Origin of the sequence: Kosmotoga sp. DU53 (genome assembly GCF_001639905.1) — a bacterium.
Taxonomy (GTDB): domain Bacteria; phylum Thermotogota; class Thermotogae; order Petrotogales; family Kosmotogaceae; genus Kosmotoga; species Kosmotoga olearia.
This window is the reverse complement of the sequence record NZ_JGCK01000014.1, coordinates 16,741-36,267: the sequence shown is the minus strand read 5'-3', so window position 1 is coordinate 36,267 and position 19,527 is coordinate 16,741. Positions and strand designations below refer to the sequence as shown.

The 19,527-nt window shown below is 41.0% G+C and carries 21 protein-coding genes and 1 tRNA gene; 2 read left to right on the top strand and 20 right to left on the bottom strand.

Features of this window, described 5'->3' with window-relative positions; genetic code table 11:
* Position 1: 1 nt before the first annotated feature.
* The 20 genes from ord to rplU all read right to left on the bottom strand — a co-directional run bounded on the left by ord (position 2) and on the right by rplU (position 17,153).
* Positions 2-1,024, bottom strand: a complete 1,023-nt coding sequence (ord, locus tag DU53_RS01670; RefSeq protein ID WP_012744868.1) for a 2,4-diaminopentanoate dehydrogenase — start codon at positions 1,022-1,024, stop codon at positions 2-4.
* Positions 1,025-1,174: 150 nt separating this feature from the next.
* A complete protein-coding gene (locus DU53_RS01665; RefSeq protein WP_012744867.1) occupies positions 1,175-2,863 on the bottom strand; it encodes a GspE/PulE family protein in 1,689 nt (562 codons plus the stop codon).
* Positions 2,860-3,915 carry a cell division protein FtsZ gene (gene ftsZ, locus DU53_RS01660; RefSeq protein ID WP_012744866.1) on the bottom strand — a complete coding sequence of 352 codons (1,056 nt, stop codon included), beginning with the start codon at positions 3,913-3,915 and terminating at the stop codon, positions 2,860-2,862. Before ftsZ ends, DU53_RS01665 begins: the two co-directional genes overlap by 4 nt.
* A complete protein-coding gene (ftsA, locus tag DU53_RS01655; protein ID WP_012744865.1) occupies positions 3,905-5,194 on the bottom strand; it encodes a cell division protein FtsA in 1,290 nt (429 codons plus the stop codon). The genes ftsZ and ftsA overlap by 11 nt, the downstream gene beginning before the upstream one ends.
* A gap of 5 nt (positions 5,195-5,199) precedes the next feature.
* Positions 5,200-5,499 (bottom strand): DUF4894 domain-containing protein, encoded by a 300-nt coding sequence (locus DU53_RS13120; protein WP_063727138.1) that lies wholly within the window; start codon positions 5,497-5,499, stop codon positions 5,200-5,202.
* Positions 5,471-5,842 carry a DUF4894 domain-containing protein gene (locus DU53_RS13115; RefSeq protein WP_063727137.1) on the bottom strand — a complete coding sequence of 124 codons (372 nt, stop codon included), beginning with the start codon at positions 5,840-5,842 and terminating at the stop codon, positions 5,471-5,473. Before DU53_RS13115 ends, DU53_RS13120 begins: the two co-directional genes overlap by 29 nt.
* Positions 5,839-7,734, bottom strand: coding sequence for a DNA topoisomerase (ATP-hydrolyzing) subunit B (gene gyrB / locus DU53_RS01640; protein ID WP_012744863.1), 1,896 nt, complete (start codon positions 7,732-7,734; stop codon positions 5,839-5,841). Before gyrB ends, DU53_RS13115 begins: the two co-directional genes overlap by 4 nt.
* A 14-nt stretch (positions 7,735-7,748) precedes the next feature.
* The gene (locus DU53_RS01635; RefSeq protein ID WP_012744862.1) at positions 7,749-8,051 is read right to left on the bottom strand and encodes a DUF721 domain-containing protein; all 303 of its coding nucleotides are present in this window, start codon (positions 8,049-8,051) and stop codon (positions 7,749-7,751) included.
* Positions 8,048-8,905: an aminotransferase class IV gene (locus DU53_RS01630; RefSeq protein WP_012744861.1), complete on the bottom strand. Its 858-nt coding sequence runs from the start codon at positions 8,903-8,905 to the stop codon at positions 8,048-8,050. Before DU53_RS01630 ends, DU53_RS01635 begins: the two co-directional genes overlap by 4 nt.
* On the bottom strand, positions 8,868-10,145 hold the full coding sequence (mtaB, locus tag DU53_RS01625) for a tRNA (N(6)-L-threonylcarbamoyladenosine(37)-C(2))-methylthiotransferase MtaB (protein WP_063727136.1): 1,278 nt from the start codon (positions 10,143-10,145) through the stop codon (positions 8,868-8,870). The genes DU53_RS01630 and mtaB overlap by 38 nt, the downstream gene beginning before the upstream one ends.
* Complete coding sequence (locus tag DU53_RS01620; protein ID WP_012744859.1) at positions 10,142-10,594, bottom strand: HPP family protein; 453 nt, start codon at positions 10,592-10,594, stop codon at positions 10,142-10,144. Before DU53_RS01620 ends, mtaB begins: the two co-directional genes overlap by 4 nt.
* 4 nt (positions 10,595-10,598) lie before the next feature.
* Positions 10,599-11,567 carry a 1-phosphofructokinase family hexose kinase gene (locus DU53_RS01615; protein WP_235599656.1) on the bottom strand — a complete coding sequence of 323 codons (969 nt, stop codon included), beginning with the start codon at positions 11,565-11,567 and terminating at the stop codon, positions 10,599-10,601.
* Between the two features lie 18 nt (positions 11,568-11,585).
* Positions 11,586-12,344 (bottom strand): ATP-binding cassette domain-containing protein, encoded by a 759-nt coding sequence (locus tag DU53_RS01610; RefSeq protein WP_082853739.1) that lies wholly within the window; start codon positions 12,342-12,344, stop codon positions 11,586-11,588.
* Positions 12,304-12,477 (bottom strand): hypothetical protein, encoded by a 174-nt coding sequence (locus tag DU53_RS12235; protein ID WP_161484727.1) that lies wholly within the window; start codon positions 12,475-12,477, stop codon positions 12,304-12,306. Before DU53_RS12235 ends, DU53_RS01610 begins: the two co-directional genes overlap by 41 nt.
* A gap of 102 nt (positions 12,478-12,579) precedes the next feature.
* Positions 12,580-13,797, bottom strand: coding sequence for an RNA polymerase sigma factor RpoD (gene rpoD, locus DU53_RS01605; protein ID WP_063727133.1), 1,218 nt, complete (start codon positions 13,795-13,797; stop codon positions 12,580-12,582).
* The gene (gene dnaG / locus DU53_RS01600) at positions 13,787-15,520 is read right to left on the bottom strand and encodes a DNA primase (protein ID WP_063727131.1); all 1,734 of its coding nucleotides are present in this window, start codon (positions 15,518-15,520) and stop codon (positions 13,787-13,789) included. The genes rpoD and dnaG overlap by 11 nt, the downstream gene beginning before the upstream one ends.
* A 59-nt stretch (positions 15,521-15,579) precedes the next feature.
* On the bottom strand, positions 15,580-15,984 hold the full coding sequence (rpsI, locus tag DU53_RS01595; protein ID WP_012744853.1) for a 30S ribosomal protein S9: 405 nt from the start codon (positions 15,982-15,984) through the stop codon (positions 15,580-15,582).
* A 15-nt stretch (positions 15,985-15,999) separates the two neighbouring features.
* Positions 16,000-16,524 carry a 50S ribosomal protein L13 gene (rplM, locus tag DU53_RS01590; protein ID WP_012744852.1) on the bottom strand — a complete coding sequence of 175 codons (525 nt, stop codon included), beginning with the start codon at positions 16,522-16,524 and terminating at the stop codon, positions 16,000-16,002.
* Between the two features lie 46 nt (positions 16,525-16,570).
* On the bottom strand, positions 16,571-16,822 hold the full coding sequence (rpmA, locus tag DU53_RS01585) for a 50S ribosomal protein L27 (RefSeq protein ID WP_063727129.1): 252 nt from the start codon (positions 16,820-16,822) through the stop codon (positions 16,571-16,573).
* Between the two features lie 16 nt (positions 16,823-16,838).
* Complete coding sequence (rplU, locus tag DU53_RS01580) at positions 16,839-17,153, bottom strand: 50S ribosomal protein L21 (protein WP_063727128.1); 315 nt, start codon at positions 17,151-17,153, stop codon at positions 16,839-16,841.
* Between the two features lie 205 nt (positions 17,154-17,358).
* On the opposite strand from rplU, the gene DU53_RS01575 reads away from it, so the two are divergent.
* Positions 17,359-17,446 (top strand) — tRNA-Ser (locus tag DU53_RS01575).
* Positions 17,447-17,494: 48 nt separating this feature from the next.
* Positions 17,495-19,510, top strand: a complete 2,016-nt coding sequence (locus DU53_RS01570; protein WP_063727126.1) for an alpha-amylase family glycosyl hydrolase — start codon at positions 17,495-17,497, stop codon at positions 19,508-19,510.
* Positions 19,511-19,527: the final 17 nt, after the last annotated feature.

Below are 19,527 nucleotides of genomic sequence, written 5' to 3'. Positions count from 1 at the left end.
ATCACCTCCCAAGATCTTTAAGCAAGGTTCGCGGAACGGGAAGGTCTGCCATTGTGAGGAATCCTGGTTCGGCCTCGATAACGTAAGGAATCATGTTTGTTGCCACCGCTATCGTTCCTTTGCCCCCAGGGATTTCTGGTTTTATAGAAAGGTGTATTTCTGGATCACCGTAAATATCTATATAATCTCCAGTTTCTACACCCTCAAGCTGTGGAAGAATCTGTTGGGGATGTATCAATTCAATAACGACTTTATCGTTAATATAACCTCTCCCAATGTGCTTACAACCGGCAACCATACCGGGTTTTACATGAGCAACCGCTGTTTTCCTTTCGGTTTTCGAAATGATAGGTTCACGAATTTCTTCAATTTTGGTGAGTTCCCAACCAAGAGCGTCAGCTATCATAGCTATTGATTGCTGGAAGCCTATATGTCCAACAATGGTCCCGTTTTTTAATCCTTCTTCGAATTCCTCAGGAGTTGTTCCCACGCCCTGGGTTTCCATAACGGTCTTTCCGAATGGCGACAGATCATTTATTCTTTTTGCTTCGATTCGTTCTACATTCAAACAAGCGCCAGTCATGGCGATAATCAAAAGGTCAAGGACAAAACCAGGATTGATTCCTGTTCCTAAAATACTGATAGAATATCTTCTTGCTATGTTATCAATAATAGTAGATTCCTCAGGATGGGAATAAAAAGGATAAGCCATTTCTTCCGCTATTGTGAGCACATCCACATGGTTTATTGCCGCAAGCTCTATTTTCTCCATAACCTCTCGAACAAAAGAATTTGTTGCAATCACAACTAAATCCGGTCGAGTTTCAAGAATCGCTTTTTCCGGATCATCGTATATCTTTGCGCCTATGTTCCCGATTCCCAGAAATTCTCCAATATCTTTTCCAACAGCTTCCGGCTTCTTTTCCACGCCTCCGACAAGTTTCAGTTCTAATTTTGAGTGAATGTTCCTGGCAATGCCGCTTCCCATGGCACCCAATCCCCAAACCAAAACTCTGTACGCCATATACGACCCTCCTTATTAATTTCTATCTAGACCTTCAAATTAATCATATCAGAAAAAAAATTACCGCTCATGGAGCGGTAATTTCATTCTAAAGCCAATTAAGCCGGTTATGATGTTCCTTCAAATTTATGTTTTAGTATGCTCACACGTTTACAGTTCGGTTGCGACTCTATTTACTTCTTCGACTGATGTTATGCCCTGCAGGACCTTTTCGATACCGTCCTCATAAAGGGTTCTCATCCCGGCCGCTTTTGCAGCTTCACTAAGTTCGTGTTCAGAAGCACCTCTAACCATTAAATCCCTCAGTTCGTTATTGACAATAAGAACCTCATGAATACCGGTTCTTCCTTTGTATCCAATTCCCCGGCATTCGTTACATCCAGAACCGGGTACGAATTCGTAGAATTCATTTTTATTTGGGAAAATTTTGCTTGCTATTTCCAGGATTTCTTCTCTTATCGGGATTTTTACTTTACAATTACTACAAAGTCTTCTGACCAGTCTTTGGCCAATTACCCCAATCAAAGAAGCGCTTAAAAGAAATGGGTCAACCCCCATGTTGACCAATCTTGCGACAGCTCCAGGAGCACTATTGGTATGAATCGTGGAGAAGACAAGATGACCTGTAAGCGAAGCTTCTATGGCGAGTTGCGCTGTTTCTCTATCACGGATTTCACCTACCATTATAACATCCGGGTCTTGCCTAAGAAAAGCACGCAAGTAGCGCGCAAAAGTTAAACCAATTTCAGCGTTTACCTGACACTGAGTTATACCCTCTATTGTATATTCAACAGGATCTTCCGCTGTAACAACATTCACCTTTTCAGATGTTACTTCGTTTAAGACTGCCACCAACGTCGTGGATTTACCACTACCTGTGGGTCCGGAAACCAATATTATTCCGTGGGGAGCTTCCAGAAGCTTTCTAAACCTCTTTAAATTGTAATCGCTTAATCCAAGCTCTTCGAGTTTCTTTTTTGCGTTGGAAACCCTCAAAACTCTCATGACGACTTTTTCGCCAAAGATCGTTGGCATTGTGGATACACGGAAATCGTACTGTTCTCCACCCCTTCGAATGAAGAACTTACCGTCCTGTGGAAGCCTCTTTTCTGATATATCAAGACCACACATGACTTTTATTCTTGAAACCACCGAGTTATGGGCACGTCTAGGATAGGTCAGTATCTTCCTTAAAATTCCATCTATCCTGAATCTTCCCACTGCCACCTTTTCAAAAGGTTCGAGGTGAATATCACTTGCATCACTTCTTATCGCGTTTTCGAGAAGGGCGTTTATGAACTTTCCTACAGGTGTTTCTTCACTGGTAACCTCTTCTTCTTCGACCACTTCTTCTGAAGGTTCTAAATCGAAGGTGTGTTCAATAATTTCACTTGAAGATGCTTCTTCATAACTTGCTCTATACAGTGCCTCAAAATTTGGTGGGGGAGTAAGTGCTACCTTGATTTTGTTTCCTGTAAGGAAAGAGAGTTCTCGTTCAATCTGAGGGACTTTCAAAACATCCGGAGTAACGACTTTGAGCGTGTTGGTTTCCGGGGAAAACTCAATTGGAACCACCTTAAGGCGTTCTGCCACAGAACGTGGAACAAGTTTCAATAACTCAGGCGGTACCATATTGGGAAGTTCTTCAACGAGTTCCAGGTTGTACTGTTTGGATAAAGCGGTGTAGATATCCTCCCAGGATAGCAATCCCATCCCTACGAGTATTTCACCGAGGGGTTTGCCAACCTTTTTTTGTATTGTTACGGCCTGCTGAAGAACCTCAGGAGTAATCAAGCCCCGCTCTGTTAAAAGCTCACCCAGGCGTTTGTAAACCCTCATGTACCTTCCTCTTCTTCATGGGTATCCAGACCGAATCTATAAATAGCAGGTATATCGGAAGCTTCACCAAACAGTTCGCTTTCTTCCATTTCAAGACCGGCTGCTATGAGGGTTACGTGCAGTTCATCGTCTGGCATTTCCTGATCGACAATTAAACCCAGTTTAACATCGGCATCTTCACTGCAGTTCTGTCTGACGATTGCAGCGGCGATGTTCATTTCTCTCAGGGTAATATTCTTGGCAGAGACATTGAGAATGATTCCCATAGCATTGTCAATTGGTCTTTCAAGGAGCCTGCTTTCGAGTGCGGCCTTTGCAGCCTCCTCGGCGCGCTTTTCACCTCTACCTATACCTATTCCAAGCATCGCCGTTCCGGCGTCGCGCAGCACGGATTCAACGTCTGCGAAATCAAGGTTTATATAACCACGTTTCGTGATCAATTCCGATATACCTTTAATTCCATGATGCAGGGTTTCATCGGCTTTGGCGAAAGCTTCAACAATGGAGGTGTCAGGTGGAAGTTCTTGCAACAGTTTGTTATTTGAAATTCTGATTAAAGTGTCAACAGATTTACTGAGCTTTCTTAAGCCTTCGCTGGCTACTCTCAATCTGGTGTTTCCCTCAAAGAAGAACGGAGTGGTTACAACAGCTACCGTTAAAATTCCCATCTCTTTGGCGACGGATGCAACGATTGGAGCGGCTCCAGTTCCTGTTCCACCACCCATTCCTGCCGTTATGAAAAGAAGATCTGTATCTTCAAGAACTTTTCTTACCTCTTCTATACTTTCTTCTGCAGCCCTTTCACCGATTTCCGGATTTCCACCGGCTCCCAAACCGCGTGTGAGATGGTTACCAAGCTGAATTTTAATTTCTGCTTTATTGCCTTCGAGTACCTGAACATCGGTATTTGCTGCGATAAAAGTGACCCCATGTATTCCTTCAGAGATCATTCTATTTACTGCATTACCGCCAGCACCACCAACACCAATAACCTTTATCGCAGGAAGTCTCACATCAGTTTCTTTTCCTTCGTAGCTCATCTCAAAGCTCATCCTCAACACCTCCAAAGAACAAAGACCTTATGAAATCAGCGAAGCCTCTTCTTTTTTGCTTTCCGATAGCTTCTTCTATTCCGGTTTCCACAGCGTCCTGAACGATCAGGCTACCGAGACAGCTACTGAATATGGGATCGTTCACGACGTCGTGAGCATTTTCTATTCTTGGATTAAAACTGGTTTCATAGGTTCCTACCCTTACTGGCATTTTCAAAGATTCCACTCCGGTGTCGCTCAATCCCCTTAACTTGGCACCACCGCCTGTAAAGACTACTCCACCTGGGATTCCTTCTTCGGCGAATTCTGGATAATTGGCTTTGGAATATTGAATCTCCCGTCTGATTTTATTTAAAAGTTCTTTAACACGTGCGTAGATTATAGTGGACAATTTTCTCACTGAAACATTCTTTCGTGTTCTCTCATCTAATCCGAAATATTCTACGACACTATCTCCTGATGGAGGATACATGCTTGCGTAGCCGTGTGTTACGAGTAATCGCTCAGCTTCATCAAGAGAGGTCCCGAGAACCAGAGCGATATCCCTAACGATATGCCTGACTCCAAGAGGAATACGCGACACGTAAATCGGTAGATTCTCTCTATAAATTACTAATTCAGAAAAAGCATGCCCGATAGACACACAAACAACACCGTGTTGCTTTTCGGTGTCGGTTAGGACTGCTTCAGCACCGGATATTAAGGATGGGAAGATCAGGAAATCTCCTGTACCGAGAAGTTCTTCGAAAAGTCGTTTGAAAACCTCTGTTGATTTTCCCTCGCTTGAAACGAAGACCATTTCAACTTTTAGTTGCTTTGCAAGCATATCCACCGGATTGAAGACCACTTTTTCATCGTCGATAATGTACTTTCTCACATATTTCATATGAATGTTTTTATTGTCTTTTAGCTTATCTTGAGTGATTTTTGCCATCAATTCATCAATGATTTCCTGAGTTACCACAACAGGTTTGTCGTCTGAAATCGATTCTTCAACGATTTCAGACATAACAGCATACTCACCGTCGGTAAAGCAAAGCCTGAAATCAGCCACTATGTCCTTCTTACCCAGCTGTCCGGTGAGGTCGTCTACAAGTTTCTGGATCGACTGCTTTAAAGCCACCGCATCTTTTACTTCGCCTTTATCAAGACCGACGGACTTTACACTTCCATAAGCTTCAAGTTGAAGTTGTGAAGAAGGATCTGAACTGACCACAACCCCCTTTAACGTATTGGTACCGAGGTCAATTGAAACAGTGTACTCTTTCCCCCTTGGCATCTATTTCACCTCACTCTCAATATTTTTCCGTCACTCATGAGAAGGTATTTACTCCTATCTTCCGCATTATCGATCAGATTCTGTATTATTTCCGGTTTTTCTTCTACTACTCTCCAATCAAAGACCTGAATGGTGATTCCTCGTTTGAGAAATATCTTATTTGTTTCAAAATCTATGTTTGAAAGCTCTCTTAAAATAGACCGCCTGCCGTACAACGATTTGAGCACTCTTAGTATAAGATCGCTGTTTTCATTCGCCAGTACATAACCTGCATCTTCAAAACGAAAATGAAGTCCAGATATCACAAGGATTCAAAAAAACTGCTTCAACATCAGCAAAATCAAGAAGTACCAGTTCTTTTGACGCCCAGTAATAACGATCAAGAAAATAGACTATATAATCTGCTTCTGGCAGGTACACCCTACCCTCAGAAATAAACTCAGTGGTTGGTGGAACTATTATATCAGTATTCCAGCTTCTTTTAAAAACCTTTGGAAATTCCACTTCAACCGAGCGATTATCTACCACTAAAATTCTCATGTCATGAGCTCTGGTAAAGTAGATTTCCACCACAAAATTTATTAACCCAATGGTCCAAACTACCGCTAGAATTAAAAGAAGTATAAAACCTCTCGCTTCTAAGTTCATACATCAAGTTCGGTTATCATCAAAGCATGCCTTTCAATGAATTCTCTTCTTTCTTCTACCTCGCTTCCCATCAGAATAGTAAAGACTCTATCGGCTTCTTCTACATCTTCCATTTCTATCTTTATCAATTTTCTGGATTCGGGATTCATTGTAGTTTCCCAGAGTTGGTCTGGATTCATTTCTCCAAGACCTTTGTATCTCTGTATCGATACCTTCTTGCCGTCGTTATTTTTGAGAAATTCTTCCAATTCTTCATCTGAATAGAAGTAATACTTCTTTCTGTTAAGTTCAACCTTATATAGAGGTGCTTGAGCTATATAGATATGACCTGCGTTTATCAATGGAGTCATGTATCGATAGAAAAGGGTGAGAAGTAATGTTCTGATGTGTGCACCGTCAACATCGGCATCTGTCATTATTATAATCTTTCCATACCTCAGGTTTTCAAGTTTACAGTCATCTCCTATTCCGGTTCCGATAGCCACGATTATATTATTTATCTGTTCATTCTTAAGAAGCTTTTCAAAGCTCGATTTTTCTACGTTGAGAATCTTTCCTCTTAACGGCAAAATAGCTTGGAATTCCCGGTCGCGCGCCTGCTTTGCAGATCCTCCAGCAGAATCTCCTTCCACTATAAACAGTTCAGTAGTTTCGAGATCCGTTGAAGTACAGTCTGCAAGCTTTCCGGGAAGAGTTGTGTTTTCAAGCGCATTCTTTCGTCTGATCATTTCTCTCGCTTTTTTTGCAGCTACTCTGGCTTTTGCCGCGTCGAGTGCTTTGATGATTATGGCTTTGAGCTCTTTCGTATGGTAGTCAAAAACCTCTGGAAGTTTATCTCTTAAAACCTTGATAACAGCCTCGTATACTTCTTCATTTCCTAATTTAGCTTTTGTCTGGCCTTCAAATTGTGGTTCTTTGACGAACACACTCAAAACGGCCGTTAATCCTTCTCTTACATCTTCACCCTGAAGGTTTGGATCTTTGTCTTTCAACACGTTCAATTTTCTTGCATAATCATTCATCATTTTTGTCAAAACGGTCTTGAAGCCAGTTAGGTGTGTTCCACCTTCTACGGTTTTAATGTTGTTTACAAAGGTCAGGATATTTTCATCGTAAGCATTTGTGTATTGCATAGCAAGCTGGATCTTCACATCATTGTATGTTCCTTCAATATAGAAGGGCTCTTTATTTATTGCTGTCTTTTTCCTGTTGAGATATTTAACGAATTCTACAATACCGCCTTCAAAATGGAAAACCCTTTTCTCGTCGTATCGCCTATCTTCGAATTCTATGGTAACTCTGGGATTTAAAAATGCAAGTTCTTTAAAACGGGATTCGAGGATATCAAAATCGAAATCTGTAGTTGTGAACACCAGGCTATCTGGTTTAAAAGCAACCAGTGATCCTCTCTTATCCGTTTCACCTATGATCTCAACAGGAGTCGTCGGTTTTCCTCTTTCATAGCGCTGGCGGTAGATTTTTCCATCTCTATAGACCTTTACCTCCATCCATTCTGAAAGAGCATTCACCACTGAGACACCGACACCGTGTAATCCACCACTTATTTTATAGCTGTCTTTTGAGAACTTACCTCCAGCATGAAGGGTGGTCATAACAACTTCGAGAGCGCTTGTACCTGTTTCGGGATGAATGTCGACAGGGATTCCTCTACCATTGTCCCAAACTGAGACGCTTCCATCTTCAAAGATCGTTATTTTAATATAATCACAATAACCTCCAACTACTTCGTCTATACTATTATCAACAACCTCATATATTAAATGATGAAGTCCCGCTTTTCCTGTGGAACCAATATACATCCCCGGTCTCTGTCTAACCGGTTCCAACCCCTTTAAGATCTTAATACTTTGCGCATTGTAATCAGTAGACATAGATGCACCTCCAGTTACTTTGACTTTTTTGGGATAAAAATAATCTTTCTTACGAAATCTCCGTGTAGTTCTTCATGGATTCTTTTGAGAATCTCCTTTTCTCTCATACGAAGTTCATTCAACCAGACACCATCATCAGCCGAAACGAACAGCTTTCCATCGAAGAAATTCTCAATCTGTGTATGCATGGCATTGGGAGTTCCAACAATCTTCTCCCAGTTATTTTGCAGTAAAAGTACTTTCAACTTTTTAAAAAAGGGATTACTCCCGGAAAGTGATTCAAAAATTTTGTCAAGTGATTGGTGATTCCATTTCATTTTGATAGACCTTCCCAGTTGGATTCATTCGTCATTATAAATCCCTCAAAGTTGTCAAGTAGAATTCGCGTTATTCCATCAGCGAAATCTTCTATATAAACCCTGTCCTCAATCTTTCTGATAGGGACAATGCCAGCACTGGTATGAGTCAAAAAAACTTCCTGAGCGGTGAATAATTCCCAGCCTTTAACTGTTCTTTCCTCAACCGGAATTTCCATTGCCTTAGCAAGACCTATCACGTTTTCTCTTGTAATGCCAGGTAGAATGCCTGATTCGATGTTTGGAGTGATGAGTTTTTCATCTTTTATAAGGAAAACGTTGGATATAGTTCCCTCACAAAGGTCTCCTTTTTCGTTTAAAAGAAGCATATCGTAATAGACGCCCATGGCTTTGCGGGTTAAAACCTTCCATGGTGCTCCCGGGATTTTGATTATTGAAGGAACCAGTGCTGCCGATGGACGGATGAATTTCGATATCCCGACTTTTACTCCTAGTTCATAAACATCAGAAGAAACCTTTGGTAATTCTTCATAAAGGACTATTATCTCGGAGAAATTATTTGTGCTCTGTACAAGAATTACCTTAATTCTAAGTTCTTCACCGCTGCTATTGTGGTTTTTCTTCACACCTTCTAAGAGCAACTCAAGAAATTCATCGAAATTTATCGGAAGGGGTATCCCCATATAATCGGCAGATTTTTTCAACCTTTCAAAATGTTTTTTTGCAGCAAAAGGAAGACCGTTGTAGGTTCTTAGAACCTCGTATACGGAGATTCCTGTTAAAATACCAGTATTTTTGACATTTATGGTGGCTTCCTCATCGGACAGCCACTGACCTGCAAGATAATTCAACATCCGAAAAAGCCTCCAGTTCTTCTATGCCACCAATTTGTACCTTGACAAAACCATTTTCTATGCTTCCGGTAACCCTGTGAGGGATATAGAATTCGTCGTAACCGTAGCTAAAAATTCCATCGTTCTTTTCAATAAGAACAGTGCTTTCCTTGCCAACATGTTCATTAAGATAGTCTTTTGATGCTTCTAATGCGACCTTTTTCAGGACAGTAGCTCGCTCTTTTTTAATATTCCCGGAGATTTGATTGCTCATGCGGGCAGCTTTGGTGCCGGGACGTGGAGAAAATCTGAATATATGAACTTTCAAAAATCTGATACGTTTAACAAATTCGAGTGTTTCTACAAAATCCGTGTCGGTTTCACCGGGAAATCCCACTATGACATCCGTGGTAAAAGAAAAACGATTGTTCCTGGATCTGAAGAGTGCTACAATCTGTTCGACGTCGTTAGTGGTGTAATTACGATTCATCGATTTCAAAACTTTATCTGAACCGCTTTGAAGAGAAAGATGAACATGCTGAGCTATTTTTGGGTTATCGGTCATAAACGTGATTAATTCGTTTGAAACGAGCCTCGGATCGAGAGAGCTTAATCTTAATCTCCATTCTCCCTCGATCTTTACCAGTTGTTTCAATAAAGAAATCAGGGAATAACCTTCTCCAAATCCGTAAAAACCTATGTTTATCCCTGTCAACACTATTTCCTGAAACCCATGCTCAACGAGTGTTTTTAATTCTTCGGCAACAACTTCAGGGGGTTTGCTGATGATTTTGTTTCCTCTGGCCAATCTTATTCGACAGTATGAACAATTGTTCAAACATCCATCCTGTATGCCAATATATGCACGGGTTCTTCCATAAGGACCCTTTGTAACCTGAAAATAATCCTTTATGCAGGTGTTCTCAGTATTTTCTTTAAGGAATTCTTTAATTTTCAATTTATCTTTGATCCCCAGAATCAGGTCAAAACCAAGATCTTTCAGCTCTCCCGCTGAAAGTTCTGAATAACAACCCACAATCACAAATTTGCTACCTGGATTCTTTGCTTTAAGCCTTCTATATAGCTGCCGGAGTTTCCTTTCAGCTTCTGCGGTTACTGTACAGGAATTGATAACGAAAATATCGGCGATCTCCGAGTCGAATGTAACCATAAAATCGTTTTGCAATAACTCCGCCATTCCTTCGGTTTCATATTGATTGAGTTTGCAACCGAAGGTAAAAAAGGAAACGATTTCTTTCATTCAAGTACCCGCCCCTGAAGGGCCGAATAAATGAGATTCAAGCGGGTTATGATCCCTACGAGTTTGTGGTCATCATCCACGACAGGTAGGGTTTTTAATCCTTTTTTTATAAGAAGATCGGCTGCATTTATAAGCGTATCATCCGGTTTCACAGCGATTGCTGGTGAAACCATATGTGAAGCGATAGGATCGTTCCTTATGTCTCCCAGTCTTCTCACAAATTGATGGGTATCCGGGATAAAAGAGGCACTCTGGAGTAATTCAAAATAACTTGGGAGTGACGATTTTATGACATCGCTTTCGCTTATGAATCCAACCACCCTGAATTCTTCATCAACAACCGGTAACCCCGTGCGCATTTTTCTCAAACACGTGATTATGAAATCTTCTATCGTTTCATCTTCAAAAACCGCTGATACATCATGAATCATCGCATCGCGTACCTTCATCAAATCACCTCAACCTACTTATGTCAAAAGCAGTAAGGTTAGTTTCAACATCGTCCAAAGTTATTCTTTCTTTTCCTAAATATGCTGCTTCCGTTATTGCAGCAGCCATACCGCGTTTTGCTGCATTTAGATAATCGTGTGGATGTTTCAACAGATGTTCAACCACACCGGCAACAAAACTATCTCCTGTCCCAAGTAGATGTGAACGTTCCACGTGTTCGTGGGTTTTGAAAAACCAGACACCTTCTTCGGTGGCTATAACATCACCCTCGATTTCATAAGAAAGGATAGCCATTTTCGCCCCCGATTCAACAATTTTTTTACCTGCTTCTACATAATCGTCCAGGTCTTCTAAATCCTGCCCAAAAAGCTTCTGGTCACTTCTTAAGTCTGGTCTGGCAACAGTGAAAGCGCCTCTTTTAACGGCATATTCAAAACAGGGGCCAATAGATTCAGAGACGACGAGCTTACCAGCTTCTTTTGCCGTGTTACCTAGTAAATAGTAGAAATCTTCCGGAATACCCGGAGGAACACTTCCAGATATAACGACTGCATTTACCCTGCCTAAACTGACAAGATAACGCTTCATGAACTTGTCGATATCCCGCTTATCCACAAATGGGCCCTGGGAGTTGATTTCTGTGATGGTATCGCTGGCTGGGTCTATAATCGTTATATTTTCCCTTGTTTCTTCTTCTACATTGATGAAATTTGTCGTAACCAGATCGCTTAGGTTTCTCAATCTGCTTTCGACAACAGCTCCTATATATCCTCCAATGAATCCCATGGCTATACTTGGGATTCCAAATCCGGACAGAATGAGTGAGACGTTTATTCCCTTTCCTCCAGGTTCCATTATGGAATACTTCTGGTTCTTAACACGATGCAGGTTGTTTATTGTAAAGTTCTCAACAACAAGTTCCCTGTCTAGAGCAGGGTTTAGCGTTACTGTAAGAACACGCAAGTAACACACCTCCGAATCCGGATACCGTTAGAAACTTGAATGGCTTCCTTTCACAAATTCTTCCGTACTTCCGGCATATAAAATTTTACCACTTTTTAGATATATCAACAAATCCGCTACATCCAGAAACCTGAATACATAGCGACTTGAAAGGAGGATAGTTCTGTCACCTTTTGAATCGATCAGAAGATTTTTCACTCTGGTACATACTTCATCGTCAAGATGATCCAGAACACTATCGAGTATAATTACCCGGGGATTTCTGACGAGGGTAGAATATATAAGAAGCGCCAGCCGTTGAAAAGGTTGAAAAACACCAAGGGGAACGTTAGGATCTCCAATAAGAAGGTCATCAATCTCCAGTACTTTCAGAAGATCCAGTTCTTCATCAGAAAGGTCTTCTATAACAAAATGATCACCTTTCAATAATCGCATAAACTCGTGAAGAGAAAAAAAACTTATGGCATTTAGGAAAGAGGTATCTACGTAAGCGATTTCTTTGCGAAGAAGCTTTCTTTCAATATCTAGAACAGATTTTCCGAAGAAACAAATCTCTCCTTCTCCCTGAACAACTTCGAAGATTTCTTCATTCAGGTGCAAAAAAGCCCTTAGAAGAAGGGACTTTCCTGAACCTCTGGTACCATAGATTAAAGCAACCTGTCCGCGTTTTACGTCCAGAGATATGTTTTCAAGTTTGACTTCGTTGTTTACTTTTAATGTAAAATTTTTTAAATAAAGAGCAGCCTCATCTTTGAGACTGCCCATCTTCTTCAGCTCTTTTATCATTTTTTGAACCTAACCTTCTCAAAACCTCGTCGCTTGCTTGCTTGTCGCCACTTTTTGCCATTTTTATCAAATCGATCTGTGCTACGATTCGTGGGCTTGTTGAGATGTTTTTGGAGGTTTTCTTAAATACCATCTTATCACGTCCCCTTTATTCTCAACCCGATTATATCTGATCCTTTTTTCTAATCAATGATACGCAAATTAAGGGGACGTTGCTTATAGAATTCAAAACGCGCTACTCTGATTTTGAGCTATTTAGCATTCCAAGCAGTGCTTTGAGCTGTTTGCTTCTTGACGGATGTCTAAGTTTTCTCAAAGCTTTAACCTCAATCTGTCTAATTCTTTCTCTGGTAACATTAAAGAATTGTCCAACCTCTTCTAAAGTTTTTGTTTTTCCATCGAGAAGACCATATCTCATTTTCAAGACCATGGCTTCCCTCGGGCTCAAAGTATCTAAAACTTCGTCGATTTGCTCACGCAGGAGCATTTTTATTGCTGCTTCTTCGGGTTTTTCGATAGATTCATCGTGAACGAAATCTCCCATGGTGGATTCTTCGTCACCGCTGATAGGTGACTCGAGCGAAACGGTTTCTTTTGAAGCAGCAAGGATTTCTTCTATTTTTTCCGGGGTTTTTCCTGTTAATTTACCCAATTCTTCAACCGTTGGATATTCTCCGTGTTCCTGAAGATGTTCACGGATCACCTTGTTCACCTTGTTGATGGTTTCAACCATGTGTACGGGAACTCGTATAGTTCTTGCCTGGTCAGCAATAGCACGGGTTATTGCCTGCCTGATCCACCAGGTAGCATAGGTGCTGAACTTGTATCCTTTCTTCCAATCGAATTTTTCAACAGCTTTTATGAGACCTATATTTCCTTCCTGTATAAGGTCAAGGAAAGATAAGCCTCTACCTATATATCTTTTGGCGATAGAAACAACGAGACGCAAATTAGCTGTTATAAGTTCTTCTCTCGCTTTTTTATCACCCTTTTGTGCTCTCCTTGCCAATTCTCTTTCTTTACTTGGTGTTAACAGAGGGATCTTGCCAATTTCTTTCAGATACATCTTTATAGGATCTTTTAGAGATATGTTGTCATACATCTCTGGAGCACTTTCGAGAAGTGTTTCTATATCTTCGGCCGGATTTTCCTGTCCGCTTTCTTCCTGATCCTCGGTGGGTTCTTTCTCCAGTATTCGAACTTTGTTCTTTTCTAATTCCTCGTAGATTACTTCAACCAATGAAGAATCAAATCCCTCATAATCCGGGGGAAAGGCATTGTCTATATCTTCATAGGTTATATAACCCTTCTTTTTTCCCAATTTAACGAGTTTTTTGATTCGTGATTGAACCTCTTTGTCTGAAAGCATGACTACTTCAGTTGCTTTCTTTTGTGAAGAGTTTTTTTCTTTTGGTTCCTCCACCATTTTTGCCCTATTCTTTTTATCTGCCATCAGCTTCACCACCCTTCAAGGTTCTTTTTAGTAACCTTGTGAGTTCCATGCGACGAATCATCAGTGATTCTTTCATAGCTGGATCGATTACTTTTCTAAGTTTTCTATCTATTTCCTCAATTTGTTCGCGAATTATTTTTTTATCAACATGCGTCTCGATATCTTTTAACATTTTACGTGCCATCGAAATATCGGTAGAATATTCAACCGCTTCCATAAGAGAAGGTCCTATTTTTTCGTCTATTTCATCAATAATCTCGTTGAAGTCCTGATTCTTCTTTATAAATTTCACCAGATACCTGAAAGCTTCTGACGTTTCTAAAAAATCAACTACTCTTGCGACCTCGCTTCGTAATTCTGGATGCCCAAAATAAATGCTTAGCAAGTCTTTTTCTATTTGTTTGAGTTTAAAAGTACTTCGTTCCCTTAAAATCTTTTGTGGTTTCTCCCTTCCTTTTGCCACGGCTATTATTTCCTTGATGGGGAGATTTGTTTTTTCAGAAATAGCTTTGACTGTAAGCTGGAAACCCGCATTATCCGCTCTTTGGAGGTACCTGGATAATGTGGGAATCAGGAATTCCAGAAGTTTTTGTTTTCCCTGGGGGGTAGTAATATCTACCTTTAGCGCGAGATAATCCACTCGAAATACTGCGCCGGGTATCGCGTTCTTGAGTGTATCCACTAGGGCTTTTGGTCCCTCGTTTTTAAAGAGTTCTCCGGCATCTTTTGTGCCGGTTATTTTTGCTACCGCGGTTGAAAACCCCTCGCTTTCAGCTAGATCGAGTGAACGGAGAGTTGCATTTTTTCCAGCACTATCAGAGTCCATTAAAAAAAGAAGATTGTTTGTATAGGTTTTTAGTAATTTTAAGTGCTGGCGGGTTAAATTTGTTCCAAGAACCCCTACGTTGTTTTCAATTCCGGCTTCATAAAGCGCCATCGAATCAAAGTAACCTTCTGTTATGACAACATAATCAAGTTCTTTTACACTCTTTTTTGCTCGGTGTAAATTGAACAACACTCGACCTTTAACAAAATACCGCGTTTCAGGTGAATTTATGTACTTACTTCCAGTTTCTCCAGGTATTATTCTTCCGCCAAAACCAATAACTTTTCCATTCTCATTGTGTATTGGTATTATAATTCTTTTGCTGAATCTGTCGAAGTAATCACTATTTTTCTTAATCAGAACGCCTGCTTTTAAAAGTTCTTCCAATTTTACCCCAAAATTTGACACCAGTTTCTTCAAAAAAGTTCGATTTCCTGGTGAAAAACCTATACGAAATTCACGCAATGTTTCTTCTGAGAAACCCCTTTCTTTTAAAAGGTACTCAAGGACATCCGGATGTTTTCCCGATAAAAGTTCCTTATGATAGGCTTCAGCCAGAATATTTAGGGATTGTGTATATTTGTCGTATTCCGTTCTGACGGAATATTTTTTTGGTAACTCAACGCCTGCGATTTCAGCTAGCTTTTCCACTGCCTCGGAAAAGGGCAGATTTTCTATTTTTTCATAGAAAGTTATCACGTCTCCAGAAACACCACATCCAAAGCAATGGAAAAATTGCTTGCCGGGGCTAACATAAAAAGATGGATCGCTGTCGCTATGAAAAGGGCATAGCCCTCTGTAATAACTTCCAGACTTCTGGAGGTTAACATAACGACCAACAAGCTCCACAATATCAATGGAGCTTTTGATTCTGTCAATTATCTCCTTATCGAACACTCAACCACCACCAAGAGAAGATGGGCCGACGAGGCCCATCATTGAAACCAAAAAGAAGCTTAACGTTTGGAGAACTGAGGAGCTCTTCTAGCTTTTTTGAGTCCGTACTTTTTCCTTTCTACAATACGTGCATCTCTTGTAAGGAGTCCGTTCTGCTTTAGAAGAGGTTTCAAATCTTCGTTGAACTGTAAAAGGGCTCTTGCAATACCCAATCTAATGGCACCGGCCTGTCCGGATAATCCGCCACCTGACACTCTGATAAATATATCGAAGCGTCCAAGAGTATCTGTTAAGACTGCAGGTTTAAGAGCATGTCTAACCCATGCATCGTTATGCAGATATTCCTTTAAATCTTTAAGTTCTTTTCCATTGACTATGAATTTACCTTCACCTGGTCTGAGTCTAACGCGAGCGACAGAGGTCTTTCTTCTTCCAGTACCGATATATTCAACTATTTCTGCCATACTTCAGTAACCCCCTCACTTAACCAATTCGATGGTTTCAGGTTTCTGAGCTTCATGAATATGTTCGGGCCCTGTGAAGATCTTAAGCTTTTTAAGCATCTTTGCACCAAGCCTTGTTTTCGGGAGCATTCGTTTCACAGCAAGCTTGATCACGCGTTCAGGATGCTTCTGAAGCATCTCTCTGGCTGTTCTTTCTTTTAGTCCTCCCGGATAACCGGAATACCTGTAATAAATCTTCTGATCAAGCTTTTTGCCTGTTAGCTTGACTTTGGAAGCGTTGATAATTATAACAAAGTCCCCTGTATCAACATGGGGCGTGTAGGTAGGTTTATGTTTTCCCATCAAAATCTTTGCGACCTGTGATGCGAGTCTTCCGAGAGGAACATCTGTGGCGTCCACAAGATACCATTTTCTTTCGAGTTTGCTTCCATCTGGAGCAACAACAAATTTTTCAACTCTTTCTATTTCACCTTTACGTTTTGTATTTACCTTAAAATGCCTTACTCCAACTTTGCAAATAGGTGTTTTTTGAATCTTCATCATTCTTCCTCCCTTCAGAATAACCCTTCAAAACCAAAGCCTCAGGTTATTCAGCGTAAACACTGACATACTTTCTGTTCTTGCGAGTCTCAAAATGTACCTTACCATCTATCAAAGCATAAAGCGTGAAATCTCTTCCCATACCAACATTTTGACCAGGGTGGATCTTTGTTCCTCTTTGTCTGATTATTATTGTCCCTGCTCTAACGAAGGCGTTTTCTCCACGCTTGACTCCAAGATATTTTGGATTACTGTCTCTTCCGTTTCTTCCAGCTCCGCTACTTCTTTTGTGGGCCATTCAGATCACCTCCACCTCAATACTCGATCTTCTCGATCAGGACTTCTGTGAACCACTGTCTGTGCCCTTTGACACGATGGTAGTTCTTTCTTGGTCTGAACTTCACGACTCTGATCTTTTTACCTCTACCGTGCCTGACGACCTTACCAACTATCTTAACGTTTTCGAGGTAGGGCTTGCCCACTTTCACACCACTGTTGTCCTTCAAAAGAAGAACCCTGTCAAATACAACCTGATCGCCTTCAGCGAAATCCTTGAGTTTTTCCGTAAACAATGTGATCCCTTCTTCGACTTTGTACTGCTTTCCGGATGCTTCGATGATAGCGTACATCAGTTACACCTCCTCTTGCAACAAATATTTGCTGAGCTGGGTACCGCTTAGGGTTTGAGACCCATCTCAAGCAAAAGTAGTCACCGTTTCGTTATTTTATCATATTTCCATACGGCTGTTGCGCAGAATAGTAAATTTTTTATGAACCTCAACATCAATTGTTCGATTGACAGTTCTGAATGGCATGATATAATTTTTCTGGATTGGAGGCGTATCCTAAATGGCTAAGGAGCCGGTCTCGAAAACCGGTGGGGCTTTGCCCCGTGTGGGTTCGAGTCCCACCGCCTCCGCCAGTAATTTGGGGCGGTCAGGCCGCCCCAAATTTTTGGGAGGTTTCTGAAATGTATCTTAAAAACATTGCCGCTTTTTTGAAAGAAAAGATCGATTCTGGCAAAGTTGATTACGCCATACCTCGCGAATGGTTCCCCAGGGATTATGAGGGAACGGTAAGACTCAAAGGTCAGTTCATCTATGTCAACCCATATGAATTTGGTTACAGTATAATTCGCAACATTCTGAGTAAGATGGAAGAGGGGAAGAATTACCTTCTTTCATTATCAAAGATTAACAAAGAAAGCTCCCCTGAATGGCTGAATGAAAGCATCATGTATTCCGCGCATATTCGTTCGACCTCAGCTTATCCACATCTTAATCCGAGAGTGTTTACTCCTATCGACAGCGAGGGGTATACGGAATCCGGCACAGTTCTCAAAATGATTTTCATGTTACCTTACTTGAAAGCTATGGGAATTAATACCATTTATTTCCTGCCGGTAACAAAATACAGCGACAAATTTAGAAAAGGCGAGGTTGGATCACCATATTCGGTAAAAAATTTCTTTGAGATAGACCCAAGGTATCATGATACTTTGTTGGATGGATTCAGTGTTGAAGAAGAATTCAAGGCTTTTATGGAGGCGTCTCACGCTCTTGGAATTCGCGTGATTCTTGATTTTATTCCCCGGACGTCAGCCCGCGATGCGGACCTAATTTTAGAACATCCGGATTGGTTTTACTGGATAGATGTTTCAGAGTTGGAAGATTACGCTCCGCCGAAAATCGAAGGGCTCGGCTTTGAACTTCCATCAAAAGAAAATCTGGAAAAGGTCTACTCTTCTGACATAGTAAAACAACATCTCAGGAAATTCAGATATGCACCAAACGTTATGGATCCTCAACGCTGGGAAAACTTTGTTGAAGCTAACAAAGGGAACCAGGATTTTTTAGAGGAACTGGTACGTGAGTTCAAAGTCATTACACCACCAGGTTTCTCGGATTGGATCAATGACTCTCAGCCAACCTGGAATGACATTACATTTCTCAGATTATATGAAGACCATCCTGAAGAGGCGAAAAAATATCTCGATGATCCTAAACAGCCGCCGTATATTCTTTTTGATGTAATAAAATCTTCTCTTTTCCCGGGGACCATACCCAATTCCGGCCTCTGGAAGGTGCTTCAAGACATAATGCCCTACTTTAATGAACATTTTGGGGTTGATGGTGCTCGCCTTGATATGGGGCATGCCCTTCCCGAGGCTCTTGAGCGTCAAATTGTAGAAGCAGCACGAAAAGCCGATCCAGCCTTTGCCATAATCGCGGAAGAGCTTGTTATGTCAAATGATGTTAAAGCAAAAGACTCGGGTTACAATGGTATTCTTGGGAATGTTTGGTGGATGGAAGCGAGATTTGAAGAAGGAAAAACTAAGGAACTTTGTTACGAAATCCTGCCGAAGCTAAAACTACCAGCTCTCGCAGCTGTTGAAACCCCCGATACCCCAAGGGCCTGTACCCGTAAGTATGGGAAGGTGTTTTCGAAATTTATGACGGCGTTGAATTTCTTTTTACCCAATACCATTCCTTTTATCAATGCTGGACAGGAAATCTTTGAGCGTCAGCCTATGAACCTCGGCCTCGACAACTCAGAAGAGGGAAGGTTTGTTCTTCCACCTGAGGACCCTTTTTATGGAAAACTGGCCTTTTTTGATCATTACGTTCTTCACTGGAATACGGAAGAAAACCTTTGTAAGTTGACCAGGCACCTTTCACAGCTCCGAATTTCAATGAATGCACTTTTGAAAGAGCCACACAACCTTAGATTACTTTTTGCCGAAGACAAACACGTTATCGGAATGTTGTATTGGAATAGTGAAAAAGGTTTAGTCATAGTGGGAAACATCAATTTCAATGAAATGAAGAACGTTACACTGGACCTCGGTTATTATACCTGGAGAGGCGAGCACACATTAAAGGTTTGCATGAAAGGTAAGGATATTGTTGATGAAACATGGAAAACATCAGGACCTTTAAACCTTTCGTTAGGTCCCGGTGATGTGTTTATTGCTGTAGTAGAATAGAAAAACAGGCCACCTGG

What these genes read in the sequence shown, in the direction of transcription:
- DU53_RS01630 (WP_012744861.1), bottom strand. Translation starts at nt 8,905, where the DNA reads ATGTTGAATTATCTTGCAGGTCAGTGGCTGTCCGATGAGGAAGCCACC.
- ftsA (WP_012744865.1), bottom strand. Translation starts at nt 5,194, where the DNA reads ATGCCAAGGGGGAAAGAGTACACTGTTTCAATTGACCTCGGTACCAAT.
- gyrB (WP_012744863.1), bottom strand. Translation starts at nt 7,734, where the DNA reads ATGTCTACTGATTACAATGCGCAAAGTATTAAGATCTTAAAGGGGTTG.
- ord (WP_012744868.1), bottom strand. Translation starts at nt 1,024, where the DNA reads ATGGCGTACAGAGTTTTGGTTTGGGGATTGGGTGCCATGGGAAGCGGC.
- rpsI (WP_012744853.1), bottom strand. Translation starts at nt 15,984, where the DNA reads ATGGCAGAAATAGTTGAATATATCGGTACTGGAAGAAGAAAGACCTCT.
- rpoD (WP_063727133.1), bottom strand. Translation starts at nt 13,797, where the DNA reads ATGGCAGATAAAAAGAATAGGGCAAAAATGGTGGAGGAACCAAAAGAA.
- rpmA (WP_063727129.1), bottom strand. Translation starts at nt 16,822, where the DNA reads ATGGCCCACAAAAGAAGTAGCGGAGCTGGAAGAAACGGAAGAGACAGT.
- rplU (WP_063727128.1), bottom strand. Translation starts at nt 17,153, where the DNA reads ATGTACGCTATCATCGAAGCATCCGGAAAGCAGTACAAAGTCGAAGAA.
- DU53_RS01620 (WP_012744859.1), bottom strand. Translation starts at nt 10,594, where the DNA reads ATGAAGGTACGCGATGCGATGATTCATGATGTATCAGCGGTTTTTGAA.
- mtaB (WP_063727136.1), bottom strand. Translation starts at nt 10,145, where the DNA reads ATGAAAGAAATCGTTTCCTTTTTTACCTTCGGTTGCAAACTCAATCAA.
- DU53_RS01570 (WP_063727126.1), top strand. Translation starts at nt 17,495, where the DNA reads ATGTATCTTAAAAACATTGCCGCTTTTTTGAAAGAAAAGATCGATTCT.
- DU53_RS01635 (WP_012744862.1), bottom strand. Translation starts at nt 8,051, where the DNA reads ATGAAATGGAATCACCAATCACTTGACAAAATTTTTGAATCACTTTCC.
- rplM (WP_012744852.1), bottom strand. Translation starts at nt 16,524, where the DNA reads ATGAAGATTCAAAAAACACCTATTTGCAAAGTTGGAGTAAGGCATTTT.
- ftsZ (WP_012744866.1), bottom strand. Translation starts at nt 3,915, where the DNA reads ATGAGCTTTGAGATGAGCTACGAAGGAAAAGAAACTGATGTGAGACTT.
- DU53_RS12235 (WP_161484727.1), bottom strand. Translation starts at nt 12,477, where the DNA reads ATGGTATTTAAGAAAACCTCCAAAAACATCTCAACAAGCCCACGAATC.
- DU53_RS01665 (WP_012744867.1), bottom strand. Translation starts at nt 2,863, where the DNA reads ATGAGGGTTTACAAACGCCTGGGTGAGCTTTTAACAGAGCGGGGCTTG.
- DU53_RS13115 (WP_063727137.1), bottom strand. Translation starts at nt 5,842, where the DNA reads ATGAACTTAGAAGCGAGAGGTTTTATACTTCTTTTAATTCTAGCGGTA.
- DU53_RS01610 (WP_082853739.1), bottom strand. Translation starts at nt 12,344, where the DNA reads ATGATAAAAGAGCTGAAGAAGATGGGCAGTCTCAAAGATGAGGCTGCT.